This is a genomic window from Aeromonas sp. 160P (genome assembly GCF_055193095.1).
In genome coordinates, this window is sequence record NZ_JBUXKV010000001.1 from 1,444,382 (window position 1) to 1,460,566 (window position 16,185).

15 protein-coding genes and 12 tRNA genes are annotated in these 16,185 nt (G+C 55.1%); 25 read left to right on the plus strand and 2 right to left on the minus strand.

Annotated elements, in window-relative coordinates; genetic code table 11:
• The first annotated feature begins 5 nt into the window (after positions 1-5).
• The 24 genes from ruvB to ACY8FN_RS06955 all read left to right on the plus strand — a co-directional run bounded on the left by ruvB (position 6) and on the right by ACY8FN_RS06955 (position 12,015).
• Positions 6-1,016, plus strand: a complete 1,011-nt coding sequence (gene ruvB, locus ACY8FN_RS06840) for a Holliday junction branch migration DNA helicase RuvB (protein WP_042019494.1) — start codon at positions 6-8, stop codon at positions 1,014-1,016.
• Positions 1,017-1,959: 943 nt separating this feature from the next.
• On the plus strand, positions 1,960-3,516 hold the full coding sequence (locus tag ACY8FN_RS06845) for a cytochrome ubiquinol oxidase subunit I (RefSeq protein ID WP_139729187.1): 1,557 nt from the start codon (positions 1,960-1,962) through the stop codon (positions 3,514-3,516).
• A gap of 11 nt (positions 3,517-3,527) precedes the next feature.
• A complete protein-coding gene (gene cydB / locus ACY8FN_RS06850) occupies positions 3,528-4,664 on the plus strand; it encodes a cytochrome d ubiquinol oxidase subunit II (protein WP_101325845.1) in 1,137 nt (378 codons plus the stop codon).
• A gap of 14 nt (positions 4,665-4,678) precedes the next feature.
• A complete protein-coding gene (gene cydX / locus ACY8FN_RS06855) occupies positions 4,679-4,795 on the plus strand; it encodes a cytochrome bd-I oxidase subunit CydX (protein ID WP_042019500.1) in 117 nt (38 codons plus the stop codon).
• Positions 4,782-5,093, plus strand: a complete 312-nt coding sequence (locus tag ACY8FN_RS06860) for a cyd operon YbgE family protein (protein ID WP_042019501.1) — start codon at positions 4,782-4,784, stop codon at positions 5,091-5,093. Before cydX ends, ACY8FN_RS06860 begins: the two co-directional genes overlap by 14 nt.
• A gap of 105 nt (positions 5,094-5,198) precedes the next feature.
• Positions 5,199-5,606, plus strand: coding sequence for a tol-pal system-associated acyl-CoA thioesterase (gene ybgC / locus ACY8FN_RS06865; protein ID WP_101315686.1), 408 nt, complete (start codon positions 5,199-5,201; stop codon positions 5,604-5,606).
• Entirely contained in the window at positions 5,596-6,288 is a 693-nt protein-coding gene (tolQ, locus tag ACY8FN_RS06870) for a protein TolQ (protein ID WP_042019503.1), read from the plus strand. The genes ybgC and tolQ overlap by 11 nt, the downstream gene beginning before the upstream one ends.
• Positions 6,288-6,734 (plus strand): protein TolR, encoded by a 447-nt coding sequence (gene tolR, locus ACY8FN_RS06875; protein WP_042019505.1) that lies wholly within the window; start codon positions 6,288-6,290, stop codon positions 6,732-6,734. The genes tolQ and tolR overlap by 1 nt, the downstream gene beginning before the upstream one ends.
• 5 nt (positions 6,735-6,739) lie before the next feature.
• Positions 6,740-7,873 (plus strand): cell envelope integrity protein TolA, encoded by a 1,134-nt coding sequence (tolA, locus tag ACY8FN_RS06880; protein WP_463099563.1) that lies wholly within the window; start codon positions 6,740-6,742, stop codon positions 7,871-7,873.
• A gap of 94 nt (positions 7,874-7,967) precedes the next feature.
• The gene (tolB, locus tag ACY8FN_RS06885) at positions 7,968-9,293 is read left to right on the plus strand and encodes a Tol-Pal system beta propeller repeat protein TolB (protein WP_101315682.1); all 1,326 of its coding nucleotides are present in this window, start codon (positions 7,968-7,970) and stop codon (positions 9,291-9,293) included.
• A 49-nt stretch (positions 9,294-9,342) separates the two neighbouring features.
• Entirely contained in the window at positions 9,343-9,867 is a 525-nt protein-coding gene (gene pal / locus ACY8FN_RS06890; protein WP_042019509.1) for a peptidoglycan-associated lipoprotein Pal, read from the plus strand.
• Positions 9,868-9,879: 12 nt separating this feature from the next.
• Complete coding sequence (gene ybgF, locus ACY8FN_RS06895; protein WP_042019510.1) at positions 9,880-10,680, plus strand: tol-pal system protein YbgF; 801 nt, start codon at positions 9,880-9,882, stop codon at positions 10,678-10,680.
• 174 nt (positions 10,681-10,854) lie between these two features.
• Positions 10,855-10,930 (plus strand) — tRNA-Lys (locus ACY8FN_RS06900).
• A gap of 31 nt (positions 10,931-10,961) precedes the next feature.
• Positions 10,962-11,037: transfer RNA gene (locus ACY8FN_RS06905), tRNA-Val, on the plus strand.
• A gap of 23 nt (positions 11,038-11,060) precedes the next feature.
• A tRNA-Lys gene (locus tag ACY8FN_RS06910) sits at positions 11,061-11,136 on the plus strand.
• 17 nt (positions 11,137-11,153) lie between these two features.
• Positions 11,154-11,229: transfer RNA gene (locus ACY8FN_RS06915), tRNA-Val, on the plus strand.
• Positions 11,230-11,254: 25 nt separating this feature from the next.
• Positions 11,255-11,330, plus strand: a tRNA-Lys gene (locus ACY8FN_RS06920).
• A gap of 17 nt (positions 11,331-11,347) precedes the next feature.
• Positions 11,348-11,423, plus strand: a tRNA-Val gene (locus tag ACY8FN_RS06925).
• Positions 11,424-11,448: 25 nt separating this feature from the next.
• Positions 11,449-11,524, plus strand: a tRNA-Lys gene (locus ACY8FN_RS06930).
• 17 nt (positions 11,525-11,541) lie between these two features.
• Positions 11,542-11,617, plus strand: a tRNA-Val gene (locus tag ACY8FN_RS06935).
• Positions 11,618-11,652: 35 nt separating this feature from the next.
• Positions 11,653-11,728, plus strand: a tRNA-Lys gene (locus ACY8FN_RS06940).
• Between the two features lie 17 nt (positions 11,729-11,745).
• A tRNA-Val gene (locus ACY8FN_RS06945) sits at positions 11,746-11,821 on the plus strand.
• A gap of 25 nt (positions 11,822-11,846) precedes the next feature.
• Positions 11,847-11,922, plus strand: a tRNA-Lys gene (locus tag ACY8FN_RS06950).
• Positions 11,923-11,939: 17 nt separating this feature from the next.
• A tRNA-Val gene (locus ACY8FN_RS06955) sits at positions 11,940-12,015 on the plus strand.
• Between the two features lie 375 nt (positions 12,016-12,390).
• On the opposite strand, the gene ACY8FN_RS06960 is transcribed toward ACY8FN_RS06955, so the two are convergent.
• Entirely contained in the window at positions 12,391-13,704 is a 1,314-nt protein-coding gene (locus ACY8FN_RS06960) for a sodium-dependent transporter (RefSeq protein ID WP_463099564.1), read from the minus strand.
• A gap of 429 nt (positions 13,705-14,133) precedes the next feature.
• Between ACY8FN_RS06960 and ACY8FN_RS06965 the strand changes: the two genes are divergently transcribed.
• Entirely contained in the window at positions 14,134-14,853 is a 720-nt protein-coding gene (locus tag ACY8FN_RS06965) for a substrate-binding periplasmic protein (RefSeq protein ID WP_463099565.1), read from the plus strand.
• A 3-nt stretch (positions 14,854-14,856) separates the two neighbouring features.
• Here the strand turns inward: ACY8FN_RS06965 and ACY8FN_RS06970 are convergent, their stop codons facing one another.
• Positions 14,857-16,170, minus strand: a complete 1,314-nt coding sequence (locus tag ACY8FN_RS06970; protein WP_463099566.1) for a sodium-dependent transporter — start codon at positions 16,168-16,170, stop codon at positions 14,857-14,859.
• Between the last annotated feature and the right edge of the window lie 15 nt (positions 16,171-16,185).

Genomic DNA, 16,185 nt, shown 5'->3' on the forward strand with positions numbered 1-16,185 from the left:
AGTTGATGATTGAAGCAGACCGCCTCATTTCGGCAAGCGCCGAGCGCGAGGATGAGATTATCGATCGGGCGATCCGTCCCAAGAAGCTGGCTGACTATACCGGTCAGGATACCGTCTGTGCGCAGATGGAGATCTTTATCGAAGCGGCCAGGCAACGGGGCGAGGCACTTGACCACCTGCTGATTTTTGGCCCGCCGGGGCTGGGCAAAACCACCCTTGCCAACATCGTTGCCAACGAGATGGGGGTCAATATCAAGACCACCTCAGGCCCGGTGCTGGAAAAAGCCGGGGATCTGGCGGCGCTGCTCACCAACCTCGAACCGAACGATGTGCTGTTTATCGATGAGATCCACCGTCTCAGTCCGGTGGTGGAGGAGGTGCTCTATCCGGCGATGGAGGATTACCAGCTCGACATCATGATCGGAGAGGGCCCAGCCGCCCGCTCCATCAAGCTGGATCTGCCGCCGTTTACCCTGATCGGCGCCACCACCCGGGCCGGCTCTCTCACCAGCCCGCTACGGGATCGTTTTGGTATCGTCCAGCGGTTGGAGTTCTATAACGTCAAGGATCTGACCGATATCGTCTCGCGTAGCGCCCGTTGTCTGGGGCTTGAGATGACCGAGGATGGCGCTATCGAGATCGCGCGTCGCGCCCGCGGCACGCCGCGAATTGCTAACCGCCTGTTAAGGCGGGTGCGTGATTTTGCCCAGGTGAAATCCGATGGCCGGATCGATGGCCCCATTGCGGCCCGCGCGATGGACATGCTGGACGTCGATAACGAAGGATTTGACTTCATGGACCGCAAGCTATTGTTGGCTGTGATAGACAAGTTTATGGGCGGCCCGGTAGGCCTTGATAATCTGGCCGCGGCGATCGGAGAGGTGAAAGACACTATCGAAGATGTGCTGGAGCCTTATCTGATCCAGCAGGGGTATCTGCAACGTACACCAAGAGGACGGATAGCGACCACACGAGCTTATGCGCATTTCGGTCTTCAGCGACCAGATGATAAGTAAAAACAGTCGTTTGAATGTGAAACCGCCGTCAGAGGCGGTTTTTTATTATCATTTTTCATCAACAATAAAAAAGCCCACGGCAGATGCGGTGGGCAAAGACAATTCAGGGTGGATGTTCACAGACAGTGAGTGCGTCTGGACACAGACCGGAAAATAAACAGGTGAGCCGTCGCGAGCTCTTAGAGTCGGTTCATTTGATAGAGCTGAACAAAGGAAAGCTTGTAGTAACGGATGGTTTTAGCAACAAACTTTTTCATCTTCGATTCCAATAAACGGGTTCAGATAGATAGTCGAATACGTACCGTGAACCCCGATTAACCGGCCTGTATCCAAGGGTATGCCCTCACTGCGAGGCGCATTGTAGGAGTTAGAATCGACCCGGGCAAACAAGAAAAATTGCAATCTTCAAATTAGTTTATCTAATGTCTCGGTTGGTGGAATTGGTTCGCATGAGTATGCATTCTTTGCAGTTTTAAATTGAGTTTTCGAATCAGATTGCCTGACCCGGATAACATGGAAAAAGGAGCCTTATCCACGCTTTTCAAATTAAACGGGGTGGTGGGATGTTAAATTCTTAAATTGATTTAAATCAATGTTTTACGCTTTGTCATGTTTTGTGATCTGGCTCGCGTCAATAATCGTGAAATAGATTAAAAATGCCTTTCAAAGCCATCTATGGCGGGCCCTTTTACATTGATTTCAATCAAATAAAGGTGATATAAAACCACAGTCATCATGGGCGAGAATCAATTCAAGCTTATTGTTTTGAAAATGTTAAACATTAGTTTCTTTTGTTCTCATGTATTGCCTTGTTGTTAATATTGGTCGTTATTGAAGGGGCTTTGTTGTGGTGTCTCACAACGGGATTTGTTCGATAACCACCAGCGGAAGCTTTGTTCTTAAAACTTAAAATAGCCGTGCCAATAATCGGTGAGGAAACATCATGATTGCTGAGCATGTGGTAGACCTATCGCGGTTTCAATTCGCTGCGACGGCTCTTTATCACTTTTTGTTTGTACCCCTGACGCTGGGAATGGCCTTCCTTCTGGCGATCATGGAATCTGTCTATGTGATGACCAACAACACTATCTACCGGGACATGACCAAGTTCTGGGGTAAGTTGTTTGGTATCAACTTCGCCTTGGGGGTAACCACAGGCCTGGCCATGGAGTTCCAGTTCGGGACGAACTGGGCGTATTACTCCCATTATGTCGGCGATATCTTCGGGGCCCCGTTGGCTATCGAAGGGCTGATGGCCTTCTTCCTGGAGTCCACCTTCGTCGGTATGTTCTTCTTTGGTTGGGATCGTCTGAGCAAGCATCAGCATCTGGCGGCCACCTGGTTGATGGCGCTGGGTACCAACCTCTCCGCCCTCTGGATCCTGGTTGCCAACGGCTGGATGCAGAACCCGGTCGGTGCCGAGTTCAACTTCGAATCCATGCGGATGGAGATGATGAGCTTCGCGGACGTGGTGTTCAACCCGGTGGCGCAGGTCAAGTTTGTTCACACTGTCGCGGCGGGTTACACCTGCGGTGCCATGTTTGTGCTGGGCATCTCCTCCTACTACCTGCTGAAAGGCCGTGATGTGGCGTTTGCCCGTCGCTCCTTCGCCATTGCCGCTGCGTTTGGTATGGCTTCTATCGTGTCAGTGCTGATCCTCGGTGACGAATCCGGTTACGAGACCGGTGAAGTACAGAAGGTGAAACTGGCGGCTATCGAAGCTGAGTGGGAAACTGAACCCGCTCCTGCCGCGTTTACCCTGTTCGGTATTCCGAATCAGGAAGAGATGCGCACCGACTACGCCATCAAGATCCCCTATGCGCTGGGCATTATCGCGACCCGTTCACTGGACGGTCAGGTAACCGGTCTGAAGGATCTGAAGAGCGAGCACGAACTGCGCGTGCGCAACGGAATGAACGCTTACGATCTGCTGACTCAGCTGCAAGCCGGTGACAAGTCTGACGACACCCGCGCCCGCTTTGATGAAGTGAAGCAGGATCTGGGCTACGGTCTGCTGCTCAAGCGCTACACCAGCAACGTGACCGATGCCACTGACGAGCAGATCAAGGCCGCCGTGGATGACTCCATCCCGCAGGTACTGCCGCTGTTCTTTGCCTTCCGCATCATGGTGGCTACCGGCATGTTGATGCTGGTGCTGATTGGCCTGGCCTTCTGGGACAGTGCGCGCCATCGTATCGGTGAGCGCAAGTGGTTGCTCAAAGGGCTGCTGTGGGGTATCCCGCTGCCGTGGATCGCCATCGAAGCCGGTTGGTTCGTGGCCGAGTATGGCCGTCAACCCTGGACTATCGCGGAAGTGTTGCCGACCTCGCTGTCAGTGTCCAACTTGCCTGCTGCTGAAATCTGGTTCTCTCTGATCGGTATCTGCCTGTTCTATACCGTGCTGTTGGTTATCGAGATGTATCTGATGTTCAAGTATGCCCGTCTCGGCCCAAGCAGCCTGAAGACTGGCAAATATCACTTTGAACAGATCAAGGCATAAGGGGAGTGACCATGTTTGATTATGAAACGCTACGAGTCATCTGGTGGGTTCTGGTCGGCGTATTGCTGATCGGCTTTGCCATCACTGACGGCTTCGACATGGGGGTAGGCACACTGCTCCCCTTTGTCGGCAAAAAAGATGTCGAGCGCCGGGTGATGCTTAACACCATGGGCCCCCATTGGGAGGGCAACCAGGTATGGCTGGTCACCGCCGGTGGTGCCCTGTTTGCTGCCTGGCCAATGGTGTACGCCGCGACATTTTCCGGTTTCTATATCGCGATGATCCTGACTCTGATGGCGCTGTTTTTGCGTCCGGTTGGATTCAAGTATCGTTCTCTGCGTGCAGATGCCAAATGGCGTAGTAACTGGGACTGGGCACTGTTTGCTGGCAGCACGGTTCCCCCCATCGTGTTTGGTGTGGCGTTTGGTAACCTGCTGCAAGGTGTACCGTTCGAGTTCAATCAGTTCATGATGTTGACCTATCACGGCAACTTCTTTGGCCTGCTCAACCCGTTTGGCATTCTGGCTGGTCTGGTGAGTCTGTTCATGCTGGTGACCCAGGGCGCGACCTGGCTGATGATGAAGACAGACGGTGAGGTGCTGGCGCGTTCCCGCACCGCAGCGACGATCTGCTCTCTGGTCACTCTGGTGCTGTTTGCTGCCGCAGGTTGGTGGGTAAGTGGCATGGATGGCTATGTCATCGTCAAGGCTGCTGCCAACGATGCTGTCTCCAATCCGATGAACAAGGAAGTGGTGGTGCAGGCCGGTGCCTGGATGAACAACTACAGCCTCTATCCCTGGATGATTGCTGCGCCTGTGCTGGGTCTTGCCATGAGCCTGCTGACCGCGCTGTTTGCCAGAATGAACATCGGCTGGCTGGCCTTTACCAGCTCCTCGCTGGCGATTGCGGGTGTGATCCTCACTGCCGGTTTCTCCATGTTCCCATTCTTGATGCCCTCAAGCCTTGAGCCGTCACTGAGTCTGACCATGTGGGATGCTACCGCCTCTTTCAACACCTTGCAGGTGATGACAGTGGCCGCAGCGATCTTCGTACCGATTGTGCTGGCTTATACCATCTGGACTTACATCAAGATGTTTGGCCGGGTGACCAGCAAGCATATTGAAGACAACCAACAATCGCTCTACTAAGAAGGAGACCTGATATGTGGTATTTCACCTGGATCCTGGGTCTGCTGCTGGCCTGCGCATTTGGCATCATCAATGCGCTGTGGCTGGAACACACCGAGAACATGGATCGCCAGATCGATGACAATAAATGATCGACTCGCCAGGCTGGCGGCTCCACTGGAGCGCCAGCCATGGCAGGGGTTGATGTTACTCGCGGCGGCCTTGTTGGCCGTCGCTATTTTACAGGCCCCCAATCTGATCGCTGCCAATACCAGTGAACATGGCTATTGGCTGGCTCCCTTGCTGATGTGGGCTGTCTGTTGTGGCCTGCTCAACGGGCTTGGCTTTCATCTGAAAAGTCTGCCCGGGCGGGTGCTATTCAACCCCTGGCTTGCCTGGCCCAGTTTGTTGTATGGCCTCTGGCTGACACATTCATATTTCCTTTCATAAAAAACGGGGGGAGGCAGGATTTCCCTGCTTCCCCCTGCTTCTTTCCTATTCAGCCCTGCGCTATGATAGCCCCCCATCTGACTGTCGAATGGATCACAGATTGTTATGGGGGAAGTCTTTGAGTTTCCGGTACGTGTCTACTACGAGGACACCGATGCCGGGGGCATCGTCTACAACGCCAATTATCTCAAGTTTATGGAACGTGCTCGCACCGAGTTTCTTCGTGCCAAAGGGGTCGAACAGGACGTCTTGCTGCAGGAGGGACACGCGTTTGTGGTGAGTCGAACCGAGATCGATTTCCGCTCGGCGGCCCGTTTTAATGAACTGCTGAATGTAATAACGCAAGTGATTGAAGTGAAACGCGCATCCCTGCGTTTTTCACAGCAGATCCTGGCGGCTGATGGGCGACTGGTCACTCAGGCCATGGTACAGATAGCCTGTGTCAGTCACCCGCAAATGAAACCCGTTGCAATACCTGAAAAAATCAAGGGAGTGCTGTTAAGTGCACGCTGAAATTTCGTTTATTGGCCTGTTTTGGCAAGCCAGTCTGTTGGTAAAGCTGGTCATGATGACCCTGATGAGTATGTCAATTGTCTCATGGGCATTGATCATCCAGCGTTCCAAAGTGATCAAGGCCGCCCATCTTGCCTCGGAGCAGTTTGAAGACAGATTCTGGTCTGGTGTCGATCTCAATCGCCTCTATCAGGAGTCCTCTTCCCGCCGTGATGATATTGAAGGCATGGAAGATATTTTCTACTCCGGCTTCAAGGAGTATGCCCGCTTGCTCAAGGCTGGTGCCCGGGGTCAGGATGCGGTGATGGACGGTACGTATCGTGCCATGCGCGTCTCTCTCTCCCGTGCGGTGGATGAGCTTGAGTCCAATCTGCCGGTTTTGGCGACCATCGGCTCCATCAGCCCCTACATCGGCCTGTTTGGTACCGTCTGGGGGATCATGAACGCCTTTATCGCCCTGGGTCAGGTGCAGCAAGCCACCCTGCAAATGGTGGCCCCCGGTATCGCAGAAGCACTGATCGCCACCGCCATGGGTCTGTTCGCCGCAATTCCTGCAGTTATTTTCTATAACCGCTTTACCAACAAGGTAGAAAAGCTGGAGAACGCCTACGCCAACTTTATGGACGAGTTCACCACCATTTTGAACCGCCAAATTGCACAGCAGCAGCAGGGTGATCAGTAATGCAAACCTATCAGCGGATCCGGCGCAAGAAGGTGTGCGAGATCAACGTGGTTCCTTATATCGACGTCATGCTGGTGCTGCTCATCATCTTTATGGCGGTCACGCCAGTGATCACCCAGGGGGTCAAGGTTGACTTGCCGCAAGCAGAGTCCGAGCAGTTGCCGGAAGATGCCAAACCGCCCTTCATTGTTAGCGTGAACACCGAAGGTGAATACGTCATCAAGGCTGGTGAAGCAGACGACGAGCCGGTACCGGCAGGAACCCCCGAGGCAATGCAGCAATACATCACCGAAAAAGCCATGGGCTATCTGGCGATCAACCAGAATGCCCCTGTGGTGGTCGCCGGTGACAAGGCGGTGCGCTACGAAGAGGTGATCCTGTTGATGGTGGCGCTCAAGAATGCCGGCGTGCCTCAGGTTGGCCTGATGACAGATCCGGTGAACTAACGGAGATGGATGTGAAGCGTGGTATTTCCGGTTATCTCATCGCATCGCTGCTGCTGCATCTGATCATTGGCATCATTTTGCTGGTCGGGGTCGATTTCAGTAAACCGAAGCGGCCCGAATCGAAGGGCCAGATAGTCAATGCCGTCATGCTCGATGAAAACTTTCTTAACGAGCAGGCCAAGCAGATCCAGCAGCAAAAGTCTCAGCCCAAGCCCCAGAAGGTAGAGAAAGAGAAGGATAAGGAAGACACGGATCTCGCCAAACGTGAGCTGGCCCAGAAACAGGAGCAGCTGCGCATCGCCGAGACCAAACGCAAGCAAGCCGAAGAGGCGACTCGCAAGGCCGAAGCCGAGAAGCAGAAGAAAGTCGCTGAGCAGAAGCAAGCGGAAGAGAAGACCCAGAAAGCCGAGGAAGCGCGCAAGCTGGAAGAGCAGAAAACCAAGAAGGCGGAAGCCGAGCGCAAAGCAGCCGAAGCCGAGAGCAAGGCGCTGGCGCTGAAGAAGAAAAAGGAACAAGAGAAGAAAGAGGCTGAAGAGAAAGCCAAGGCGGCAGAGGCCAAGGCCAAAAAAGCCGAGGCTGACAAGCAGGCCAAGGCCGACGCCGAGAAGAAAGCCAAAGCTGATGCCGAGAAAAAGGCCAAAGCCGATGCCGAGAAAAAGGCCAAGGCTGAGGCTGACAAGAAGGCAAAAGCTGACGCAGAGAAGAAAGCCAAGGCGGAGGCCGACAAGCAGGCCAAAATCGCGGCAGAGCGCAAGCGTAAAGCGGCCGAACAAGCCAAGCTGCAAAAAGAGATGGAAGATATGATGCAGCAGCAACTGTCCGCTGAGGCCAATGCCCGCAGCCAGGCGGCATCTGCTGCCTCGCAGGGTGAGGTTGACAAGTATGCCTCCCTCATCAAGGCCACGGTTGAGCGGTATATGATTTTGGATCCCACCATGCGGGGCAAAACCTGTACTATCGGCGTACGTCTTGCGAGCACTGGCTTTGTCATCTCGGTCGATGGTGGTCAGGGTGATCCGGCCGTTTGTCGTTCCGGCAAGGCGGCGGTCTTGAAGGCGGGTTCACTGCCAGTACCCAAGGATCCTGCGGCATTCGAGATGTTGAAGGAATTTAATCTCAAGTTAGAACCGAATATCTAAGCGTGATAAAACGGGGTTGTTTACAGTGGTTGGCAGCATCTCGCTGAGAAAGGAATTTAACCTCTCATTTTTATTGGAACCGAGTATTTAAGCCATGATCAGAAAAGTATTTTTTGCTTTGGTTGGCTGTTTGTTGCTGGGCCAGAGTGCCCAGGCGGCCCTGGACATCGTCATCACCGGCGGTATTGATAGCGCACGTCCCATCGCGGTTGCGCCCTTCAAATGGGAAGGTAATGGACAACTGCCGCAGGATATTGCGGAAGTGGTCTCCAACGACCTGATGCGCAGTGGCAAGTTCAAGCCGCTGGCCCGTGGCCAGATGCCACAGACCCCGAGCAGCAGTGGCGAGATCAACTTCGCGCCATGGGCTTCCCAAGGGGTTGAAGCCGTGGTGGTCGGTTCCATCTCTGCAGTCGGTGATGGCACTTACAAGATCAACTTCGAGTTGGTCGACGTGTTGAAAGGCCAGTTGGCCAAGGCACAAGGTGGCGAAAGTAACGGTTACATCCTGGATAGCCGCATGGCGACTATTCCGGGCGCCCAGATGCGCCAGTTTGCCCACCGCATCTCCGACATCGTCTATGAGCGTTTGACCGGTGAGCGTGGTGCCTTCCTGACCCGTTTGGCTTACGTTTCTGTGCAGCAGGGAACCCAGTTCCCGTATCAGCTGCGGATCGCCGACTACGACGGCTACAACGAGAAGACCCTGCTGCGCTCCCGCGAGCCGCTGATGTCGCCTTCCTGGTCGCCGGATGGTAGCAAGCTGGCTTATGTCAGCTTCGAGAACCAGAAGTCCGAAATCTACGTGCAGGATATCTACACCCAGCAGCGCAGCCTGATCACCAGTTTCCGTGGTATCAACGGGGCGCCGGAGTGGTCGCCAGATGGTCGTCGTCTGGCTATCGTTCTCTCCAAAGATGGTTCGCCGAACCTCTATGTGGTTGATGTCGCTAGCAAGCAACTGACCCGGGTTACAACCAGCCGTGTGATCGACACCGAACCCTCCTGGTTGCCGGACGGGCAAAATTTGTTGTTCACCTCTGAACGTGGTGGCAAACCCCAGATTTATAGCGTAAATTTGGCGACTGGTATGACTCGCCGGATGACTTGGGAAGGTGACTCCAACCAGGGTGCATCCATTACTCCTGATGGCAAAATCATGGTGATGGTGACCCGTGTTCAGGGGCAATACCGTATTGCCCGTCAGGACATGGAAAATAATGCCCAGTTGGTCCTGACTCAGAGCGCGCTTGACGAGTCCCCAAGTGTGGCTCCCAATGGCAGCATGATCATTTATGCCACCATCTATCAGGGTCGTAAGAGTTTGGCATTGGTATCGACTGATGGTCGCTTCAAGGCTGTGCTTCCGACCAGTAGCGGTGAAATACGTGCACCAGCTTGGTCGCCCTTCTTGAATTGATAAAAATCCAATTGTTTTTTGTTTTGTTATAAAGGTTTAAGGAAAAAGCATGCAACTCAATAAACTGCTCAAGGGTTTGGCCATCGCACTGCCACTGTTCACCCTGGCCGCTTGTAGCTCCTCTTCTGATTCTGACGCTGCTGGCGCCGAGTCAGGTATGACCGACGGCATGGGCGGTGTACAAACCGGCGGCGCCAACGGTATGTTGTCCCCGGAAGAGCAGATGCGTCAGAAGTTCGAAGCGCTGCAACGCGATAACGTCATCTACTTCCCGTTTGACGGCTACGACATTCAGGGTCAGTACGCTGATCTGCTGGATGCCCACGCCAGCTACCTGCGCGAGCGCCCGAGCGTTAAAGTCCTGATCGAAGGTCACGCCGATGAGCGCGGTACCCCTGAGTACAACATCGCTCTGGGCGAGCGTCGTGCCAAGGCTGTTGCCAAGTATCTGCAAACCCTGGGTGTGCAGGCTGAGCAGCTCTCTATCGTCAGCTATGGCGAAGAGAAGCCGCTGGATATGACCCACACCGAGGATGCCTTTGCCAAAAACCGCCGTGCGGTTCTGGTTTACTAAGGTTTGATCCGAATGAATTTTGTGTATAAGCAAGCGGCCATTTCGATGGCCGTTTTATTTGCTGTCGCGGCACATGCCGCGGCGCCGGTCAGCGATTTGAGTGGTGGCAACAGTGCTGCTGTCTATGGCAGTAATGCTGGCGCCATTGTGCCCACCGGGAGCCTGGATGATCGGGTAGCCCTGCTGGAGCGCACCCTGAATGCCCGTCTGCGGCTGCAGGCTGAATTGCAGCAACAGGTCGACTCCCTGCAAGGGGAGGTCTCCGAGCTGCGTGGTCAGCTGGAGCAACAGACCTACCAGATGGAACAGTCGCAAGAGCGTCAGCGTCAGCTCTATCAGGAGCTCGACAAGGTTGCGACCAGTCAACAGGCGGCCCCCGCAGCAACTGCCCCGGCAACCCCCGCCACACCGGCAGCTACCGCCAATTACTCAACCAATCAGGATGAGAATCAGGCTTATGACGCTGCGGTGAACATGGTGCTGAAAGAAAAAAACTACGACAAGGCCATTCCGGCTTTTCAGGGTTTTATCAAGCAGTACCCCGATTCGGGTTATGTACCCAATGCGCACTACTGGCTCGGCCAGTTGTTGTTCAACAAAGGTGACCGAACGGCAGCTGCGGCACAGTTCTCGACCGTGGCTAACAAATACAGCAAGTCTCCCAAGCGTGCCGATGCGTTGTTGAAGCTGGGTATGCTGGCGCAGCTTGATGGCAAGAAGGCAGAAGCAAAATCCTTCTATGAGCAGGTGATCAAGGGCTATCCCAACACCTCGCCAGCCCAGCTGGCCAAACAGAGTCTGGCCAAGCTGTAACATTGCCGTATGTCACTGTTTTCGTAACGGTACTGTAAAAACGGCCTGCATGTGTACGCGCAGTGAGCAAACGGATTTAAATTACGAATTTTCTGTTGCACCGTGAGTTTAAATCCGTATTATAGGCCGCCGTCAGGGCCGAAGCAGTAATGCAGTCGGAACTGGTCGTGGTGAGGGTCGTTAGCTCAGTCGGTAGAGCAGTTGACTTTTAATCAATTGGTCGCTGGTTCGAATCCAGCACGACCCACCATTTTCTCCATTCGGTGGAGACAGAATTCCCAGGTCGTTTAGCTCAGCTGGGAGAGCACCTCCCTTACAAGGAGGGGGTCACTGGTTCGATCCCAGTAACGACCACCAGTTTGTAAAAAAATGATTTAGATGGGTCGTTAGCTCAGTCGGTAGAGCAGTTGACTTTTAATCAATTGGTCGCTGGTTCGAATCCAGCACGACCCACCATCATTTCAAGAATCCCAGGTCGTTTAGCTCAGCTGGGAGAGCACCTCCCTTACAAGGAGGGGGTCACTGGTTCGATCCCAGTAACGACCACCAGTTTGTAAGTAAAAATGATTTAGATGGGTCGTTAGCTCAGTCGGTAGAGCAGTTGACTTTTAATCAATTGGTCGCTGGTTCGAATCCAGCACGACCCACCATCATTTCAAGAATCCCAGGTCGTTTAGCTCAGCTGGGAGAGCACCTCCCTTACAAGGAGGGGGTCACTGGTTCGATCCCAGTAACGACCACCAGTTTGTAAGTAAAAATGATTTAGATGGGTCGTTAGCTCAGTCGGTAGAGCAGTTGACTTTTAATCAATTGGTCGCTGGTTCGAATCCAGCACGACCCACCATCATTTCAAGAATCCCAGGTCGTTTAGCTCAGCTGGGAGAGCACCTCCCTTACAAGGAGGGGGTCACTGGTTCGATCCCAGTAACGACCACCATATTTGTAGTAAAAAGTTTAAAAAATGATTTAGATGGGTCGTTAGCTCAGTCGGTAGAGCAGTTGACTTTTAATCAATTGGTCGCAGGTTCGAATCCCGCACGACCCACCATCATTTCAAGAATCCCAGGTCGTTTAGCTCAGCTGGGAGAGCACCTCCCTTACAAGGAGGGGGTCACTGGTTCGATCCCAGTAACGACCACCAGTTTGTAGGTAAAAATGATTTAGATGGGTCGTTAGCTCAGTCGGTAGAGCAGTTGACTTTTAATCAATTGGTCGCAGGTTCGAATCCCGCACGACCCACCATCATTTCAAGAATCCCAGGTCGTTTAGCTCAGCTGGGAGAGCACCTCCCTTACAAGGAGGGGGTCACTGGTTCGATCCCAGTAACGACCACCATATTTGTAGTAAAAAGCGTAAGAAAAAGCTGAAATCTGTAGCAATGTTTCAGAGAAAAATCCCCACCCAGGTGGGGATTTTTTTTGCCTGAAATTCAGTCCCCAAGCATATTCCACTGTTGCCATGACGAGCTGATCTCCACGTCTTATCGTGCCACACCGCCACACCGCCACACCGCCACACCGCCACACCGCCACACCGCCACACCGCCACACCGCCACAGCACTTCCGCTATTCTGCTCTTCCGGGATTGCCCCACGGCCTCCCATTGCAGTCCTATCCACCGTCATATTTCCCATGCGGATGCCAGCAATTGAGTGAACGCCAGAAATAAAAAGGGCAGGCCAAGGCCTGCCCGCAAGGGTGCGCAAGGTGTTACATGATGCCGCGGATCAGGATCCCGCTGATCAGCAGCGGTGCCACCACTCGCCAGCACCAGAGCAGCGCCAGGCGCAGGATAGGGGGCAGGCCCGCAGGCAGTATGGTGTCACCCAGGCGCCAGCCCAGCAGCAGGGTCAGCACCAGGCCGAACAGCGGCATCATCAGGTTGGAGGTGAGGTAGTCGAGCAGCTCGAAGATGGTCTTGCCAAACAGGGTCAGCTTGCTCCATGGGCCGAACGACAGGCTCACTGGAATGCCGGAGGCCATGATGAGCAGGGTCAGTACCCGACAGGCGCCACGGCGCGACCAGCCCCACTCCTCGGTGGTGAAGCGCACCAGATGCTCCAGCATGGAGATAGAGGAGGAGAGGGCGGCGACCAGCAGTAGCAGGAAGAAGACTACCCCCAGCCCCTGACCGAACGGCAGATGGCTGAACACGGCGGGCATGGTCATAAAGGTGAGACCGGGGCCAGCTGTGGGATCGATACCGGTCGATGCCAGCGCCGGGAAGATCATCAACCCCGCCAGTACCGAGATGAGGCTCGCCAGCGTGACCACCCAAACCCCGGAGCGCAGCACCCCTTCGCTATTGGGCAGGTAGGCACCGTAGGTGGTGTGTACACCCAGCCCGATGGAGAGGGAGAAGAAGGCCAGCCCCAGGGCATCCAGCACGCTCTGGCCAGTCAGCATGGAGAAGTCCGGCAGCAGCAGTTGGCGCACGCCCGCCATGGCACCGGGCATGGAGAGGCCGACTCCCACCAACAACAGCATCATGATGAACAGTGCCGGCATCATCCAGCGCAGTGCTCGCTCCACCCCTTTTTGTATCCCACCTTGCACAAACCACCAGGTCAGCCCGGCAAAGACCAGATGAGTGAGGATCGGCCACAAGGGATCGCTGACGTAACCGTTGAACAGGGTGGTCAGGGCGCTGCCTTCGCTCAGGTTGAGCTTGCCTGCCATCGCCAGTGCGGCATAGCCCACGGTCCAGCCACCGACCACGCTGTAGAAGCTGTAGATAAAGAAGCCGCAGAGGATCCCCATATACCCCATCCAGCGCCAGTTTGGCCCCACCAGCTGGTGAAAGGCGCCCAGTACCCCGCGCTGACTGCGGCTACCGAGCAATGTCTCCCCCACCAACACGGCTACGCCGAGGGTGAAGCTGAACAGCAGAAACACCAGCAGGAAGGCACCGCCACCATTGGTGGCCGTCACATAGGGAAACTTCCAGATGGCACCAAGGCCGATCGCGGTGCCTGCTGCGGCCAGCACATGACCAAGACGGGAAGACCACTGAACCTGGCTCATACAACCTCCGGGTAACACAACATCGAAGCAATACTCCTGAGTAGCAATAAACGACAGACCATAAAAAAGGCCGCCCGAGGCGACCTTTGCAATGAACATTCAGAAAACTGTGCGTGCAAGGTCACCTCTCTTGCGAGCTAAAAAATCGACCAAACAGCACGAGGATGGCAGACATGAGGTGGCAACCTGACTAATGAATGAGGAAACAGCCTAAACCATGGAAAGAAAAATTGACACATAAAATAAAATTTTTTATGTGTCTGGCATTCATGGTCCTCCTATGGGGTTCCCCCGAGGGTGCGGCCCTGCTGTCAGAAGGTATCTTTTCTGCCCTGCCGTTATTTACTGGGCGATAATCGTCATAGCTGCGACGGAAGAGGGGAGGCCTGACATGGCGCCAGCGAGAGTAAACCTGAGACAGGATGTCGTATGAGATGGATGGTGCTGCTCTGGTGGCTGCTCAGTCTCAGCTTGTCGGCGCAGCCGGGATTAACCCTGCTGAGTCACGATTTGCCCCCCTTTACCGAATACCGCGACGGCAAGCTCGACGGATTCGCCATTCGCCTGATCGATGAGGTGCAGCAGGAGTTGGGGACGCGCTATCCCATTAGGATTTACCCGCTCAAACGGGCATTGGCGATGGCGCGGGTCGAGCCCGGTTATGGCGTTTTCGTGGTACAGCGGATCCCTGAGCGGGAGTCCCATTTCAAGTGGGTAGGCCCGCTCTTTATCAATCGGGTGTTTATCTATCAGGCACCGGGGAACCGCTACCCGCTGACCTCGCTGGCGCAGCTGCGGGATCTGCCCAGAGTCGGGGTGGTACTGGGCAATGCCGATGATGTACGGCTGAGCAAGGATGGGTATCGCAATCTGGTGCGCTACCAGACGGTCGGGGAGGCGATAGATCGGCTGATGCTGGGCAAAATAGATGCCTTGCCGATGGCCGAGATGGTGATGGATGCCACCCTCGACAAGCTGGGGCTATCCCGGCGCAGCGTTGTCAGCAGTGGCGTGCTGCTCCATCAGTCCGGTCTCTACATCGCATTTTCCAAGGGGATAGATGATCGCGAGATAACCCGTTGGCAGCAGGCGGTAGATGCGGTCAGAGTCGCACAGGGGCGGGCCGATGGGCCCACCCGTGATGAGTAACCGTCACACCAGACCGCGTACCAGGATCCCGCCAATCAGCAAGGGGGCCAACCAGCGCCAGCAATTCATGATCAGGTGATGCCAGTGGGCCGAGAGTCCTTGTGGCAATGCTTTGCGTCCCAGTTTCCAGCCCAGCAACAACGTCACCATCAGGCCGAACAGCGGCATCATCAGGTTGGACGTGACGAAGTCCAGCAGCTCGAAGATGGTTTTGCCAAACAGGGTGACGTGTTGCAGTGGGCCAAACGACAGGCTGACCGGAATGCCGTTGAGCATCACCACAGCCGTGATGGCGCTGCAGGCAGTGCGGCGTGACCAGCCCCAGCTCTCGCACAGGAAGCACTGCAAGTGCTCCAGCAGGGAGATGGCCGAAGAGAGCGCAGCAAAGACCAGCAGGGCGAAGAACACCACCTCCAGGCCCTGACCAAAGGGCAGCAGCTGGAACACCGCTGGCATGGTCATAAAGGTGAGGCCGGGCCCGGCAGCCGGATCAATGCCGGTGGAGGCCAGTACCGGGAAGATCATCAAGCCCGCCAGCACCGCCACCATGCTGGCCAGCAGCACCACCCAGAGGCTGGAGCGACCTACCCCTTCACTGGTCGGCAGATAGGCGCCATAGGTGGTGTGAATGCCAAGACCGATAGAGAGGGAGAAGAAGGCCAACCCCATGGCGTCGAGCACGCCGGACATCCCCAGCTTGCTGAAATCGGGCATCAGGAAGTGGCGGACCCCCTCCATCGCATTGGGCAGAGTGAGGCCAAAGGCGACCAGCATCAACATCATCAGGAACAGGGTGGGCATCATCCAGCGCAAGGTGCGTTCCACCCCTTTCTGAATGCCTCCTTGCACCACCATCCAGGTGAGGGCGGCAAACAGCAAGTGGGTGAGAATGGGCCAGAAATCACCGCTGACATAATCATTGAAACGTGCAGTCAGGACGGCGGCATCACCTTGATTGAGCTGGCCCGAGATAGCCATGCCGGTGTAGCCCAGGGTCCAGCCTCCCACCACGCTGTAGAAGCTGAAGATCATCAGGGTGCAGACCAGACCCATGACGCCGACCCAGCGCCAGCGTTTGCCAAGCAACTCGGAGAAGGCGCCGACGACCCCGCGACGGCTGATGCTGCCGAGCAGGGTTTCCCCCATCAGCACTGCGACCCCCAGGGTGAAGCTGAACAGCAGAAAGACCAGCAGGAAGGCGCCGCCGCCGTTGACGGCGGTGACATAGGGGAATTTCCAGATTGCGCCGATACCGACTGCAGAACCGGCTGCGGCGAGAATATAGCCGAGTCGGGATGACCATTGGGACTGCTTCATAAGAACTCCAATCGA

Bases quoted from the DNA above. Each gene is read 5' to 3' on its own strand.
- cydB (WP_101325845.1), top strand. From the start codon at position 3,528: ATGTTTGATTATGAAACGCTACGAGTCATCTGGTGGGTTCTGGTCGGC.
- ACY8FN_RS06845 (WP_139729187.1), top strand. From the start codon at position 1,960: ATGATTGCTGAGCATGTGGTAGACCTATCGCGGTTTCAATTCGCTGCG.
- ACY8FN_RS06965 (WP_463099565.1), top strand. From the start codon at position 14,134: ATGAGATGGATGGTGCTGCTCTGGTGGCTGCTCAGTCTCAGCTTGTCG.
- cydX (WP_042019500.1), top strand. From the start codon at position 4,679: ATGTGGTATTTCACCTGGATCCTGGGTCTGCTGCTGGCCTGCGCATTT.
- tolR (WP_042019505.1), top strand. From the start codon at position 6,288: ATGCAAACCTATCAGCGGATCCGGCGCAAGAAGGTGTGCGAGATCAAC.
- ACY8FN_RS06970 (WP_463099566.1), bottom strand. From the start codon at position 16,170: ATGAAGCAGTCCCAATGGTCATCCCGACTCGGCTATATTCTCGCCGCA.
- ACY8FN_RS06860 (WP_042019501.1), top strand. From the start codon at position 4,782: ATGACAATAAATGATCGACTCGCCAGGCTGGCGGCTCCACTGGAGCGC.
- ruvB (WP_042019494.1), top strand. From the start codon at position 6: ATGATTGAAGCAGACCGCCTCATTTCGGCAAGCGCCGAGCGCGAGGAT.
- pal (WP_042019509.1), top strand. From the start codon at position 9,343: ATGCAACTCAATAAACTGCTCAAGGGTTTGGCCATCGCACTGCCACTG.
- ACY8FN_RS06960 (WP_463099564.1), bottom strand. From the start codon at position 13,704: ATGAGCCAGGTTCAGTGGTCTTCCCGTCTTGGTCATGTGCTGGCCGCA.
- tolB (WP_101315682.1), top strand. From the start codon at position 7,968: ATGATCAGAAAAGTATTTTTTGCTTTGGTTGGCTGTTTGTTGCTGGGC.
- ybgF (WP_042019510.1), top strand. From the start codon at position 9,880: ATGAATTTTGTGTATAAGCAAGCGGCCATTTCGATGGCCGTTTTATTT.
- ybgC (WP_101315686.1), top strand. From the start codon at position 5,199: ATGGGGGAAGTCTTTGAGTTTCCGGTACGTGTCTACTACGAGGACACC.
- tolA (WP_463099563.1), top strand. From the start codon at position 6,740: ATGGATGTGAAGCGTGGTATTTCCGGTTATCTCATCGCATCGCTGCTG.